The organism is Salinimicrobium sediminilitoris, assembly GCF_020866905.1.
GTDB lineage: Bacteria > Bacteroidota > Bacteroidia > Flavobacteriales > Flavobacteriaceae > Salinimicrobium > Salinimicrobium sediminilitoris.
In genome coordinates this window covers 460,128-475,363 of the sequence record NZ_JAIVCC010000005.1, presented here as the reverse complement: position 1 = coordinate 475,363, position 15,236 = coordinate 460,128, and the positions used below count along the sequence as shown (strand labels likewise).

Genomic DNA, 15,236 nt, shown 5'->3' with positions numbered 1-15,236 from the left:
GCAGGAATCCCCCATTTCTGAAAAAAGTTTAGCCTCTTTGTTTCACAAAGGCTCAAATCTCAAAACTCTACAGTTATGAAAAATCTTATTTATTTAGTTCTTGCCATTTTATTAATAACCGGAACCACGCCAGCAGAAGCACAATTTCTCAAAAAGCTTAAAAAGAAGGTTGAAAAAAAAGTTGAAGATGCAGCAACAGAAAACATTTCAAATAAAGCTGCCGAAGAAACAGATAAGTCTCTCAACAAAATGTGGGAAAACCAGCTTGGAAATTCCAGTTTCCCAATGGGTATGGATATGGTGGATCCGTCTGAAATTCCTGAAGGTTATGATTTTGACTGGGAATACACCCTTAAAATGAATACCACCGAAGGGGAAATGGACATGGTTTATCACATTAAAGAAAATGCACCTTATGTGGGTGTAAAAATCCCGCAGGCAGAAAATATGTTCACCGTCCTCGACAACAAAAATAATCTGACTGTTATGTACATGAATTCAGATGGAAATAAGATGGTAATGGCCACCCGCAACAACGTTTCTGAAGAGGATATGGACCTGGAAAATCCTTATGGGGATATGGAATTTAAAGAAATTGGAACGAAAACCATTCTGGGCTATGAATGCCAGGGCTATCGCTCTGAAAATGCCGATAATATATTTGAATTCTATGTTACCGAAGAGGCAGGAGTAAGTTTTAGAGATCTTTACCAGAAAAATCAAAAGAATGTTCCGAAGGGACTTAATGCTGACTGGATCAAAGATGGCACCGGATTAATGATGGCAATGGAGATGAAAGATAAAAATAATCCCGAAAAAAATGTCAGCATGACCTGCACGGGAATTGAAAAAAAACCCTTTTCCGTAAAAACCTCTAATTATCAAGGTATGAACATGGGAGGCAGGTAAAATTTTCTTAGCCATTTTAAACAGGGAATTTCGGGAGATTCTTTGCTATAGCTAAAAAAGTTCTTCTGAATTTCTTAATTTAAGTTGTTCAAACCATAACTATGGACAACCGTCGCACATTCCTTAAAAAATCGGGTTTATTACTAACCGCCCTAAGCTTACCTATTCCCAACATACTTTTTGCGGGAGGTAAAAAAAAGTTAGGCGTAGCCCTTGTCGGTCTTGGAGGCTACAGCACACACCAACTTGCTCCTGCCTTGCAGCAAACGGAGTATTGTGAACTCCGCGGTATCGTAACGGGCAGTCCCGAAAAAATTCCGCGTTGGCAGGAAAAATACAACATTCCCGATGCCAATGTCTACAATTATGAGAACATGCACGAGATTGCCAAAAATGACAATATTAATGTCATTTACATCGTACTTCCAAATTCAATGCACGCAAAATACTCCATCATAGCGGCCAATGCAGGAAAACATGTATGGTGCGAAAAACCTATGGCAATGAATGCCAAAGAATGCCGGGAAATGATTGCTGCCTGCGAAAAGAATAAAGTCAAACTGGCTATAGGATATCGCCTTCAGCATGAAAAGAATAACCGCATAATGATGAAGTGGGCAGAGACGAATCCTTATGGCAGCATTCAGAATTTAACGGCCAAGGCAGGTTTCTTCAGCAGTAATCCCGGCTGGCGTACAGAAGCGGATATGGGCGGCGGCGCCATGTACGACATGGGAGTGTATCCTCTAAATACCTCCCGCTACTCCACGGGCAGGGAACCCATTGCAGTTTCGGCGAAGTCATCGACCAGCAGGCCCGAACTTTTTAGTGAAGTTGATGAAACTATGGAATTCACCCTCGAGTTTCCCGATGGAATTACTGCTCACTGCCGCACAAGCTTCGGGGAAAACATGAACAACCTGGAGATCTCCTGCCGCGATGGCTCTTATTATTTACAGCCCTTCCAATCTTACAGCGGGGTAAAAGGAGGAACCAGCGATGGTAAAATCCTGCCACCCATGGGCAAAAATCAACAGGCGGTACAGATGGATGATGATGCCCTGGCCATTCTAAATGACCGGCCAATGATCGCTCCAGGGGAAGATGGATTAAAAGATATAATTGTGCTCGAAAAGATCTACGAATCGGCTGCTGCAGGAGGGAAAAGACTCGAAATACAACCCCTCTAAAAATGGCATTTTCGGCCTTTCTTTTATAGTTAAAAACCCTGTTACCATTAGCTGTTCTTAAATCCTTTAACAGGCATTAACTTCCTCATTTTTATTTATCTGCATCCCTGGTTTAACAAAAATTCAATAACAAAAATTACTTGTCATGTTGAAAACTTTGTTGAAAAGCTTTCTGCTGCTGTAGGAGAAACTCTTACATAATTCACAATATTTGTTATAACCAATTTTCCAAAACCAACCAAACTAAATAAATTATGGCTCAGTTAGAACCCATTTTACAAGAGAACAAGGACCGGTTCGTGATTTTCCCAATCAAACATCACGACATTTGGGACTGGTACAAAAAAATGGAAGCAAGTTTCTGGACTGCAGAAGAAATTGACCTGCACCAGGACCTTACTGACTGGAACCAAAAATTAACATCGGATGAAAGATATTTCATCAAGCACATTCTTGCCTTTTTTGCCGCTTCAGACGGAATCGTAAACGAGAATTTAGCAGAGAACTTTGTCAACGAAGTTCAATATTCTGAAGCTAAATTCTTTTATGGATTCCAGATCATGATGGAGAACATCCATTCTGAAACCTACTCCCTGCTCATCGATACCTACGTCAAGGATGAGAAGGAAAAAAATCAGCTTTTTAAAGCTATTGAAGTATTTCCAGCCATTCAGAAAAAAGCCAATTGGGCCCTGAAGTGGATAGAATCTGATTCTTTTGCTGAAAGGCTTATCGCTTTTGCAGCTGTAGAAGGGATCTTCTTTTCGGGCGCATTTTGTTCCATCTTCTGGCTTAAGAAGCGCGGATTAATGCCCGGCCTTACTTTTTCAAATGAGTTGATCTCAAGAGATGAAGGGGTTCACTGCGACTTTGCCGTGCACCTGCACAACAACCACCTGGTGAATAAGGTGCCAAAAGAACGGATTAGAGAGATCATTGTTGATGCTCTAAACATTGAACGCGAATTTATCACTGAGTCTCTCCCGGCGAGTCTTATTGGAATGAATTCCAAATTGATGACTCAATACCTGGAATTTGTAGCCGACAGATTGCTGGTTGAACTTGAATGTGAGAAAGAGTACGGTACTGCAAATCCATTTGATTTTATGGATATGATCAACCTGCAGGGAAAAACCAATTTCTTCGAAAAAAGAGTTGGCGAGTATCAGAAAGCAGGAGTGATGAACAAAGACAAAGACGCAGATAAGATCAGCTTCGACGCCGATTTCTAAAAACTTTTCAAGGCCGCAGTAGCTTTTCAGCATTGCGGCTTATTCTTTAAATTTTTCAGGGTTTTTTGAACCCCCGGAATTCTTATTACCTCATTTAAATCTTCAAGTTATGTTCGTAGAAAAAAGAGACGGCCGCAGAGAACCCATAATGTTCGATAAGATCACCGCAAGGATCAAAAAACTTTGCTATGGATTAAACGAGCTTGTCGATCCTGTTAAGGTGGCAATGAGAGTGATCGAAGGATTATATGATGGCGTAACCACAAGTGAGTTGGACAACCTTGCTGCCGAGATCGCAGCCACCATGACCACTTCTCACCCGGACTATGCTAAACTTGCCGCCAAGATTTCGGTTTCTAACCTGCATAAGAACACCAAAAAAACATTTTCGGAGGTGATGACAGATCTTTATGAGTATGTAAACCCCCGCACCGGTCAGAAAGCCCCCCTTTTGGCCGATGATGTTTATGAGGTGATTCAGCAGAATAAGGAGCTCCTGGATTCCACGATCATCTACAACCGGGATTTCCAGTACGACTATTTCGGCTTTAAAACCCTGGAGCGTTCGTATCTACTGAAGATCAACGGAAAGATCGCTGAAAGACCTCAGCACATGCTCATGAGGGTTTCCATAGGGATACATCCCGATGATATTGAGGCTGCTATTGAGACTTACGAGCTCATGTCCAAGAAATATTTCACCCACGCCACGCCTACTCTCTTTAACGCGGGAACGCCAAAGCCGCAAATGTCTTCCTGCTTTCTGCTCACCATGAAAGACGACAGCATTGATGGCATTTATGATACGCTGAAACAAACTGCCAAGATCTCACAATCTGCCGGCGGAATTGGCTTATCTATTCACAATGTGAGAGCTACAGGTTCTTATATTTCCGGAACCAACGGAACTTCCAATGGGATTGTGCCCATGCTTCGGGTGTTCAATGACACGGCGCGGTATGTAGACCAGGGTGGCGGAAAACGTAAAGGTTCTTTCGCAATTTATGTAGAGCCATGGCATGCCGATATTTTTGATTTTCTGGACCTCAAAAAGAACCATGGAAAAGAAGAAATGCGTGCCCGCGACCTTTTCTATGCGATGTGGGTGCCCGATCTTTTTATGAAACGGGTGGAAGCGAATGAAAGCTGGACACTTATGTGTCCGCACGAATGCCCCGGACTCTATGACATCCACGGCGATGAATTTGAAGCACTATATTTAAAATATGAAGCTGAAGGCAAAGGTCGTAAAACAATAAAAGCGCGCGACCTGTGGGAGAAGATCCTGGAGTCGCAGATCGAAACCGGCACGCCTTACATGCTGTACAAGGACTCTGCCAACCGGAAGTCAAATCAGCAGAACCTTGGCACCATCCGTTCCTCAAACCTCTGTACAGAGATCCTGGAATATACCAGTGAAGATGAAGTTGCAGTGTGTAATCTGGCTTCTATCGCATTGCCCATGTTTATCAAAGGGAATGAATTCGATCACAAGGAGCTGTTCAGGATCACTAAAAGAGTTACCCGCAACCTCAACAAGGTGATCGACCGAAATTTCTATCCCGTGAAGGAAGCCGAAAACTCCAATTTCAGGCACCGCCCTGTGGGGCTTGGAGTCCAGGGGCTGGCTGATACTTTTATCAAACTAAGACTTCCATTTACCAGTGACGCAGCAAAAAAGCTGAATCAGGAGATCTTTGAAACGCTATATTTTGCTGCAGTTACTGCATCTATGGAAATGGCCAAAGATGAAGGAGCTTATTCAAGCTATGAAGGTTCACCAATGAGCAAAGGTCAGTTCCAGTTCAATTTGTGGGGGATCAATGATGAAGACCTTAGCGGAAGATGGGATTGGGCAAAACTGCGAAAACAGGTGCTCAAAAATGGCGTTCGCAACTCCCTTTTAGTGGCGCCTATGCCCACTGCTTCCACTTCACAGATCCTTGGAAACAATGAAGCCTTTGAACCATACACTTCAAATATTTACACCCGTCGCGTACTTTCAGGCGAATTTATTGTGGTGAACAAGCATTTACTGGAAGACCTAGTAGAAAGAAACCTTTGGACAGAGAATGTCAAAAATGCCATTTTACGATCCAATGGTTCTGTGCAGAATATAGACGTAATTCCAGATGATCTTAAAGAGCTCTACAAAACTGTTTGGGAGCTAAGTATGAAGGACATAATTGATATGTCCCGTCACCGCGGCTATTTTATTGATCAATCCCAATCGCTCAACCTGTTCATGGAAAATGCGAATTACGGCAAACTCACCTCCATGCACTTCTACGCCTGGAAAAGCGGACTAAAAACCGGGATGTACTACCTGCGTACCAAAAGTGCGGTTGACGCCATCAAATTTACCCTGGCAAAAGAGGAAAAGAAAGAAGAAATTCCTGCTGAAGCACCAAAACCATCGACTATACCGGTTCCTGAGGGAACCTCTCTGAGTCCGGAAGAGCTCCGAGCCCTTATTGCCAGCTCCAAAGAAGCAGAAGGAGATGATTGTTTGATGTGCGGGTCGTAGAAGTGAGATATTAGATATGAGATCTGAGACGTGAGACAGATTTGCCAAAGTTTTAAATCATCTTCCCAAAGAAGCTAATCGTTCACCAAATATTGATGAAATGGACTTTGGTAAATCTTGTGCAAGATTGAAAGTAGATTTACCAAAGTTTATGAAATTACTTCTACGGAAAACCTTTAGACTGTTCTCCAATGAAAAGATTTCTCATCGCATCTCCTTTTTCGCAAAAGCAGTTGCTCTGTCGAAATGACAATTTGGATATTAACTTTAGGAGTTGCGGGTTCTTCTGTTCCAGGTTGCATGTTGCACGCTTCAGATTTACCGAAGTTTTAAACCATCTTCACAAATAAGCTAATCGTTCACCAAGTATTGATGAAAGGGACTTTGGTAAATCTTTCAAAAAGATTTCTCGTCGCATCTCCTTTTTCGCAAAAGCAGACGCTCTGTCGAAATGACAATCGTTTTCACTTCATTTTTACAGTTCAAGATTGAAAGTAGATTTACCAAAGTTTATAAAATTACTTCTCCGGAAAACCTCAAGACTGTTCTCCAATGACAGATTTCTCGTCGTATGTCCTTTTTCCCAAAAGCAGTTGCTCTGTCGAAATGACAATCGTTATCACTTCCTTTTTAATCGCCAAATTGGAATTTGGTGCCTGGAATTTGATGCTTTCTTTTTTATTACCTGTTAATTGATTATTGTTTATTGCTCATTGTTTATTTTTGAAGCTTTACTGAAAAAATATACCAAATGATGAACTGGGAGCAGCTGCTTTCGCTGAGAAAAGCAGGAGACACGAATAAAAGATTACGAAAAGAACAAAATGCGACCCGGTTAGGTTTTGAAGTGGATTATGATCGTATCATTTTTTCTTCAGCTTTTAGGAGTTTGCAGGATAAAACGCAGGTGATTCCGCTTTCAAAGACAGACTTTGTTCACACCCGCCTCACGCATAGTTTGGAAGTTTCTGTAGTAGGGCGTTCTTTAGGTCGGCTTGCCGGGCAAAAGATCCTGGAGAAGCATCCGCAGCTGGAAAAGACCCATGGCTACCAGATGAATGATTTTGGCGCAATTGTAGCCGCTGCTGCTTTGGCACATGATATTGGGAATCCGCCGTTTGGGCATTCGGGTGAAAAGGCTATTGGCGAATACTTCAGCAATGGCAATGGAAAAAGGTTTCAGGAAATGCTTACACCTGAAGAATTTCAGGATCTAACGAAATTTGAAGGTAATGCCAATGGTTTTAAAATCCTCACAGAAGATCGCCCCGGCATTCCCGGCGGCATAAGGCTTTCATATGCTACTTTAGGAGCTTTTATAAAATACCCCAAGGAATCCCTTCCGCATAAACCCACTTCGCGAATAGCCGATAAGAAGTTTGGAATATTTCAGTCAGAAAAAGCCTTTTTTGAAGAGGTAGCACAGGAACTGGGACTTATTTCCACGAGTAGGGGAAAGAATATTAGTTACTGCAGGCATCCCCTCGCCTTTCTTGTGGAAGCAGCCGATGATATTTGCTATACCATCATAGATTTTGAAGACGGGATCAATTTGGGGCTTATTCAGGAGGAATATGCGCTGGAATATTTGATCAATCTGGTAAAAGATTCAATAATTACCGAGAAATACCACAATCTGCAAACCCGGGCAGACAGGCTTAGTTATCTAAGGGCTTTAGCAATTAATACTCTTCTTACAGAAGCCGTGGAGATCTTTATGCAATATGAAGAAGCCATCTTAAAAGGGGAATTCCATGAGGCATTATTTGACAGGAGCAAATATGAAGCGCAAATAACCGATATCATCAAAATAAGTATTGATAAGATCTACCAGAGTGAAGAGGTGATAAGTAAGGAAATTGCCGGTTACCAAATGCTGTCTCACCTTCTCGACACTTATACAGATGCCTTACTTCCAGTGAATGGGGAACAAACCAATTACAACAAACTGGTGCTTAAACTAATTCCCGAAGCGGGTCACTTTGAAGATTTACCGGTATATGACAAGCTAATTAAGACATGTAGCTATATTTCCTCTTTAACCGACAGCAATATTGTTGCCTCATTTAAAAAGTTTAAAGGCTTGAAAATTTAATTTTTGTATTTTGCAGAATCGATTTCCTCGGAAGTTAGCTAGTTATCCCTATATGAATAAACGTATAAATTTTATACTTCCGGTTCTGTTGTTTGCCGTAGTTTTTGGCCTGTACCTTATCCCGGAAGATATCTCCACAAATAATATTTCTGAAATCAGGGAGAAACATTCTGGATTTCTGAAGCAAAATAAGCCCGACAAAGACAAGGGATTTTCCCGCCTTGAAAGAATTAAAAGAGCTCTTCCTCCAAAAAAATATTATGAGGAAATGGCTTATCTCACCATGAATCCTGCCCTGGGATACCCTGAACCCTATAAGGTCAGGGAACTTCACGAACAACTTCTAAGGAAAAGACAAAACAAGAATTTTAGCAAATCTCCCGGGGACAGTGATGAACATCCATGGGTTTCCAGAGGGCCTAATAATGTGGGAGGCCGCACCAGGGTATTGCTATTTGACCCTAATGATCCCTCGGGCAATAAAGTATTTGCCGGTGCTATAAGTGGAGGTCTTTGGGTAAATAATAATATCACCAGTGAATCCTCGGCCTGGAAACAGGTAGAAGGTTTACCGGCCAATTTAAATGTTTCCTGTCTTACGGTTGACCCAAGAGATTCAAATATTTGGTATGCCGGTACCGGGGAGCAATACACAGGGGGAGATGTGGTAGGTACCGGAGTCTATAAAACTACAGATGGCGGCAAAACCTGGAATAAAGTACTGGACGTTGAGGAATTCTCAAATTCGGGAGGAGGAACAAATATTAGGGCAATTGGAGGAGTTTATTACATCAATGACATTGAGGCCTGGGATAATGGCAGCAGCACCGAGATCTTTATAGGGGTTTCCACACACCTCTATGCCAACGCCCAAAATCCGCAGAATTTATTGGGATTTTTTGAACGAGGTCTCTACGGAAGTAAAGACGGTGGATCTTCCTGGAACAAAGTTGTTGAAGAGGAATCTTTCAATGATTTTGAAACAGATGCTAACGGAAATATCTGGGCATCTACAACTTATTCCCCGGGAGAGGAAAATTCTTTCGGCGGAAAAATTTTTATGCGTGAACAGGGAACAAGTACAACCTGGTCTGAGATAACCACCATACCCGAAGTTTACCGCACAGAGATAGAAGCTTCTGCCACAGATCCTGGAAAATTCTATATTCTTGCTGAAGATCGAATGGAAGAAGCATCCCTTTGGATCACTACAGATGCCTTTCAAACTATCTCCCGGCTCAATGAACCAAACGACGCCGATCTTGACATTCCTCCCTATGATTTTGCAAGAGGACAGGCCTTTTACAATCTCATGATAGAGTCTGACCCCACAAACGACGAAATCGTCTATGTAGGAGGAATAGACCTTTTTAGATCCTCCAACAGCGGCGATTCCTGGGAGCAAATTTCAAAATGGGCAGACAATGATAACCTGGACGAACTTCCGGTTTCTGAAGTCCATGCAGATCATCACGTGATGAAGTTTAGACCGAACAATACCAACCAGGCAATTTTTGGACATGACGGCGGCGTTTCCTTCGCACGTGACCTTGCATCGGCAAGTACTTCTAAAGTATTCATTACGCCCGAGGTGAATTATATTACCACGCAGTTCTACTCTGTTGCTGTAGCTCCGGCTTCATTTGCAAGCGGGGATTATTTCCTTGGAGGCACCCAGGATAACGGAAGTTTATTGCTCGAAAATGGAAATCCTGCTTCCCTGGGCATTCTTGGAGGAGATGGAGCACATTCCTTCTATGATCAGGTAAATACAGAATATTTTATTGCAAATTTGATCTACAATGATCTTATTGTCCTTTACAATTATGAAAAAGAAGGATATTCTCTAATAGCAAATAATGAAGATAGAGATGGATTTTTTATAAATCCGCAGGCTTTGGATTCCAACCTGGATATTCTTTATTCGAATGGACCTGAAGGGGTTCTTTACAGGTACGAAGATCTCACTAAAATTGAAACTTTAGGAGATAATGGAATTGAACGGGATTCTCCCATTGCACCCAGAAGCTCTCTTAAAAATCCACTTTTAGACACCTCCATTAGCGCCATCACAGTTTCACCTTTTTCAACCCAGAGCAGCACAGTGCTTCTGGGACTTATTAACTCAAAACTACTTAAAGTTGAAAACGCCCATGGCGATCCTTCAAATGCGACCTGGAAAGAGATCACAGGACCACAATTTGTTGGAAGTATTTCTGATGTTGAATATGGAGAAACTGAAGATCAATTATATGTTACATTTTACAACTACGGAGTAAAGAGTATCTGGTACACTGCCAATGCCAATGCCGCCAGTCCTACCTGGGAAAATAAGGAAGGGAATCTTCCCGACTTACCGGTGCTCTCCATCCTGCCCAACCCACTAAATGAAGATGAAGTGATCATTGGAACAGAGCTGGGTATTTGGGCTACTGAGAATTTTAATAGCAGTCAACCGGTTTGGACACAGTCATATAATGGAATGAGTGACGTGAAGGTTACAGATCTGGATCTCAAAAAAGGTAAAAATGAGGCTTATGCTGCCTCTTATGGCCGCGGAATTTTCTCAGGTCAGTTCAAAACTGCCATAGAGGAAGCAGAAGAACGGGGGGAAGTCGTGGTAAGGGAAAACAAAATTCAGGTTTACCCCACCATTTCAGCAGGAACTTATAAGATCATTTCAGGCGAGAATGTTCAAAACGCTGAAGTATTCGTTTACAACCTCCAGGGGAGGCTTGTACAGGTTGTCACGACTCCCTTGGAGGCAAATCAACCCGTGGAATTAGATCTTACTTCAGCAGCCCGGGGACTTTACATTTTTAAGATGACAGGAGCAGGAACTACCAACATTCAAAAAGTTATAAAAGCAATAGATCTTGAGGATTAAAAGGAGTAGACCACTCCTACCCCAAGAAGTTGTTTGAATTGTACCTTAGGTCCTCCCGTTTCCAGTTCCCCATCTCCATCCAGATCCTGCTTAAACTTAACATCGTCGTCGTATTTTAAATGAGACCCGACATTTGCTTTTACATAATCATTTACCTGCAGGTCAAGATTAAGCTCCCAGTCGATATCAATATTTCCGAATTTATTGAGATAATCAGAATACAACCTTAAATTATTTTGGAGCGCAATATTTTCAAAGATCTTCTTCGAAAATTCGCTACTCACAAGGAAACCTAGCTGGGTTCTCACCCTTTCCCCATCTTTTATAACATTCCCCTCCTCGTCTTTAATGGCAGGGGTTACCCCAAACATCCCTTCATTGGCCAGACGTTGATCCAGCACAAAAGTAGATTTTTGGGTGACCGGGGAAATGTAAACGGTGAGATCTTCTGTTGGAGAAGAATATTCGGTTCCAACCCCCAAAAAAGCATAACCCGGAGCCATGAATTTCGAAATGGGTGCTTCGGTATTCGGGTAACGGTATCCATATGTGAGCTGGGTGGTGAAGTTAAATTTAGCCGAATAATACCAGTTGGAAATTGAATCGCGGCGATACCCAAAGTTTGAATTGATCTCCAGGTTATCCTCGGTCTTCCGGAGCTCCCTTCCTTCCTGCGCATTGAATCCGTATTTAATTACGAGTGTTGAATTCCAGTTCAAAAGTTCTTTCTTGTATTTCCTTCCCACAAGCCCATGCATTAATGCAGAAAAGGAATTATTTCCACCCGAATTCCAGTTGATAAAGGCCACTTCACTAAGGTTGATCCCTACCTTGTTCGTTTTCTCCCAATAATTGATCTTTTCGTTTACAACCTTGGTAGTATCAGCCACTGTGGTATCAACTACGGTTGTATCAACTACTGTAGTATCAACTTTTGTGGTATTAACTTTTGTTGTATCAACTGCTGTGGTATCAACTACTGTGATATTAACTTTTGTGGTATCAATTATCCCCCTTCCGAAGCTAAAAGTGGTTGTAAAAAGGAAAAGGAGGCAAAGGAGGAACTTATGCATTAGGCAATTTCTATTTTTTAAGTAGGCGGTAAAGACATTCTCTAATACTCTCAACGTCAATTTTTGCTATTTCTTGCAATTCATCCACATTTCCATGGTCTATAAATTGATCGGGCAGTCCTAAGGCTGTGATTGGTAGGTAATATTTATTGGCCTGCGCAAATTCCATTATAGCCGAACCTGCACCGCCTTTTATTACCCCATCTTCAACAGTAACTATGTTGCCATAGTTGGAAAAGATCTCATGTAAAAGCTCTTCGTCCAGAGGTTTTACAAAGCGCATATCGTAATGCCCTATTTCTGCCGGGTTTTCCAGACTCTGAATTGCTTTCTCTACATTCTTTCCCAATGTACCAAAGCTGAGAACGGCAATAGAACTACCTTCTTTTAACTTCCTGCCTTTTCCAAAAGGGATTTCTTCGAATGGCATCTCCCAGTCTTCTACAAAACCTCTTCCTCTCGGGTAGCGAATTGCCAGTGGATGAGCAAATTTTTGATTTTGAGCTGTGTAAAGCATATTTCGGAGTTCCACCTCATCAAAGGGTGCGAAGATCATCATATTGGGGATAGCTCTTAAATAAGCTATGTCAAAAGCACCGTGATGTGTCGCCCCATCTTCTCCTACCAATCCGGCTCTGTCAAGACAAAAGATCACCGGCAAATCCTGAAGTGCCACATCGTGGATCACCTGGTCATAAGCTCTTTGCAAAAATGTGGAATAAATGGCGCAAAAAACGGTAAATCCTTGCGTGGCCATTCCCGCTGCAAGCGTTACTGCATGCTGCTCGGCTATACCCACATCAAAGGCCCTGTCGGGAAAAGCCTGCATCATGTATTTAAGGGAACTTCCCGTTGGCATGGCAGGGGTGATCCCTATAATTTTCTCATTCTTTTCTGCCAACTCCACCAGGGTAAACCCAAAAACATCCTGAAATTTGAGCGGCAACCCATTTGTTTCATAGGGAAGCAATTCCCCGGTATCGGGAAGGAATTTCCCCGGCGCATGATACTTCACCTGGTCTTCTTCCGCCTTTTTAAGGCCTTTTCCTTTCCTGGTGATCACATGAAGGAACTTTGGACCTTCAATTTCTTTAAGCATCTCCAGGGTACTCGTAAGACTCTCCAGATCGTGACCATCTACGGGACCGAAATATTGGAAATTGAGAGCTTCAATAATGTTACTCTGCTTCGGCTTATATCCAACCCTGGCTTTAGTAAGATAATTTTTTAAAGCCCCAACGCTCGGATCAATACCTATTGCATTATCGTTTAAGATAATCAGCAGATTTGCATTGGTCACTCCGGCATGATTTAAACCTTCAAAAGCCATCCCGCTCGCGATGGAAGCATCTCCTATAACTGCTATATGTTGTTTTTTAAAATCTCCTTTTAAACTGGAAGCCAAAGCCATTCCAAGTGCAGCCGAAATGGAAGTTGAAGAATGTCCCACTCCAAAAGTGTCATATTCGCTTTCGCTTCTTTTGGGAAATCCACTAATACCGTCCAGCTGTCTGTTCGTGTGAAAAGAATCTCTTCTTCCGGTAAGGATCTTGTGCCCGTAAGCCTGATGCCCCACATCCCACACCAACAGATCTTCCGGTGTATTGAAAACATAATGAAGGGCAATAGTTAATTCCACAACCCCAAGACTGGCCCCAAGATGACCTTCTTTGGTGGCTACTATTTCAATAATAAATTTCCGTAATTCTGCCGCCAGCTGCTGAAGCTTTTCGGGGGCAATTTTCCGCAGATCTGCAGGAGAATTAATAGTATCGAGAAGAGTTTTTGACATGTTGTGCAAAGGTACATTTTGAAATTGTATTTTTGAATATGCAATTAGTTTTTGACTACAGCTATTTTATGCGGAAGGCTTTAGAGGAGGCGCAGCAAGCCTATGAAAAAGGGGAAATTCCTGTAGGTGTGGTGATCGTGGCAAATCAACAGATCATCGCCCGCGGCCATAACCTTACAGAACTTCTTAATGATGTAACCGCTCATGCCGAAATGCAGGCTATTACCTCTGCCGCAAATTTCCTTGGCGGAAAATACCTCATCGACTGCACCATGTATGTTACTTTGGAACCATGCCAAATGTGCGCCGGGGCGCTGTACTGGAGCCAGATCTCCAACCTGGTTTTTGCAGCCTCAGATCCAGAACGGGGCTACAGAAAAATGGGAGGAAAACTGCACCCAAAGACGAAGGTTAAAAATGGCATTTTAGAGGAGGAAGCTTCAGAACTTTTGAAGCGTTTCTTTATTGAAAGGAGGAATCTGAATTAAAAAGACCTAAGACCGCTTCGCTGCAAGAATCAAGAGCCAAGACTTAGTTGAATAAACCCTTTCAGGGTTTGGAACCCTGAATGGGTTGAAACCTTCTATAAAAAAATCCTCTCCAAAAATGACATTTTTGGAGAGGATTTTCGGCTAACTCTATTCTTTTATTGGGTTATCAACACCCAGTCTACCAGTACTTCTGCTTTTCCTTCTTTGATAAGTTCTACCGTTGAAGCGGGAAGTCCGTTATAAGGTTCTTCCACACCATTAGTCTTGTACGGATATGCCCCACCCAGTGCAAGGTTCAGAATAAGGAATTTAGGATTATCAAAAGCCCATTTCCCATAGTTCTCCACCATAGGTTTTGTGACGCGATAAATTAACCTGCCGTCAACTTTGAAGTCAAAGCCTTCAGGAGTCCAGTCTACCGAATATACATGCCAATCGGTCACATCTTCCCCTTCCGGAAAGAAATATTTGTTGACTAGCGGAGTCTCTCCGGAATAACCGGGGCCGTGTAGGGCAACCCCGATCCAGTCTGTTTCTCCCACATATTCCATGATATCTATTTCACCTGTTGCAGGCCAGTCACCGCCACCAAGTGCCCAGAAAGCTGGCCAATAGCCGGCGCCTTCGGGTAATTTCATTCTGGCAGCTGCAGTCCCGTAGGTAAACATCACTTTATCCCTGGTATTGATCCTTCCGGAGATAAAATCGAAATCGTTCCCCTTATAATTTATGTAATTGGGGCTGTAATGCGCTTTAAGAACAAGTGCATTTTCAACTCCCTTGGCGTCGGCACCACTTACGGTATAAACTGTTGCAGAAGTATCCACATAGATCTGCTGCTCGTTATTCACCCAAAAGTCGGTCCCCATGACATTCCATTTCTCACGATCGAGGGAACTTCCGGAGAAATCTTCAAAAAAGATAGTATCTGTTTCTGTCTTTACAGGAAGATCCTGTGCAAAAGCACCACCGGCCGCAGGAAATAAAAGCCCCAAAAATATATTCCTAATTAATTTTTTCATGTTCATCAATTTTTTTGA

At 42.4% G+C, this 15,236-nt stretch carries 10 protein-coding genes; 7 read left to right on the top strand and 3 right to left on the bottom strand.

Annotation, left to right across the window (positions count from 1 at the left end; all coding sequences use genetic code 11):
* Nucleotides 1-75: 75 nt before the first annotated feature.
* The 6 genes from LA313_RS07240 (at nt 76) to LA313_RS07215 (ending at nt 10,840) form a co-directional block, all read left to right on the top strand.
* Nucleotides 76-909: a DUF4412 domain-containing protein gene (locus tag LA313_RS07240; protein WP_228914008.1), complete on the top strand. Its 834-nt coding sequence runs from the start codon at nt 76-78 to the stop codon at nt 907-909.
* 101 nt (nt 910-1,010) lie between these two features.
* Nucleotides 1,011-2,099: a Gfo/Idh/MocA family protein gene (locus LA313_RS07235; RefSeq protein WP_228914007.1), complete on the top strand. Its 1,089-nt coding sequence runs from the start codon at nt 1,011-1,013 to the stop codon at nt 2,097-2,099.
* Nucleotides 2,100-2,353: 254 nt separating this feature from the next.
* Nucleotides 2,354-3,331 (top strand): ribonucleotide-diphosphate reductase subunit beta, encoded by a 978-nt coding sequence (locus LA313_RS07230; protein ID WP_228914006.1) that lies wholly within the window; start codon nt 2,354-2,356, stop codon nt 3,329-3,331.
* A gap of 109 nt (nt 3,332-3,440) precedes the next feature.
* On the top strand, nt 3,441-5,858 hold the full coding sequence (locus tag LA313_RS07225; protein ID WP_228914005.1) for a ribonucleoside-diphosphate reductase subunit alpha: 2,418 nt from the start codon (nt 3,441-3,443) through the stop codon (nt 5,856-5,858).
* 754 nt (nt 5,859-6,612) lie between these two features.
* On the top strand, nt 6,613-7,953 hold the full coding sequence (locus LA313_RS07220; protein WP_228914453.1) for a deoxyguanosinetriphosphate triphosphohydrolase: 1,341 nt from the start codon (nt 6,613-6,615) through the stop codon (nt 7,951-7,953).
* 52 nt (nt 7,954-8,005) lie between these two features.
* A complete protein-coding gene (locus LA313_RS07215; protein WP_228914004.1) occupies nt 8,006-10,840 on the top strand; it encodes a T9SS type A sorting domain-containing protein in 2,835 nt (944 codons plus the stop codon).
* On the opposite strand, the gene LA313_RS07210 is transcribed toward LA313_RS07215, so the two are convergent.
* Together LA313_RS07210 and dxs are read right to left on the bottom strand one after the other, a co-directional pair.
* Entirely contained in the window at nt 10,837-11,913 is a 1,077-nt protein-coding gene (locus LA313_RS07210; protein ID WP_228914003.1) for a DUF3078 domain-containing protein, read from the bottom strand. The two genes, LA313_RS07215 and LA313_RS07210, sit on opposite strands and share 4 nt — an antisense overlap.
* 10 nt (nt 11,914-11,923) lie before the next feature.
* Complete coding sequence (dxs, locus tag LA313_RS07205) at nt 11,924-13,705, bottom strand: 1-deoxy-D-xylulose-5-phosphate synthase (RefSeq protein ID WP_228914002.1); 1,782 nt, start codon at nt 13,703-13,705, stop codon at nt 11,924-11,926.
* Between the two features lie 38 nt (nt 13,706-13,743).
* On the opposite strand from dxs, the gene LA313_RS07200 reads away from it, so the two are divergent.
* Nucleotides 13,744-14,193: a nucleoside deaminase gene (locus tag LA313_RS07200; RefSeq protein ID WP_228914001.1), complete on the top strand. Its 450-nt coding sequence runs from the start codon at nt 13,744-13,746 to the stop codon at nt 14,191-14,193.
* Nucleotides 14,194-14,351: 158 nt separating this feature from the next.
* On the opposite strand, the gene LA313_RS07195 is transcribed toward LA313_RS07200, so the two are convergent.
* The gene (locus LA313_RS07195; RefSeq protein ID WP_228914000.1) at nt 14,352-15,218 is read right to left on the bottom strand and encodes a glycoside hydrolase family 16 protein; all 867 of its coding nucleotides are present in this window, start codon (nt 15,216-15,218) and stop codon (nt 14,352-14,354) included.
* Nucleotides 15,219-15,236 lie beyond the last annotated feature (18 nt).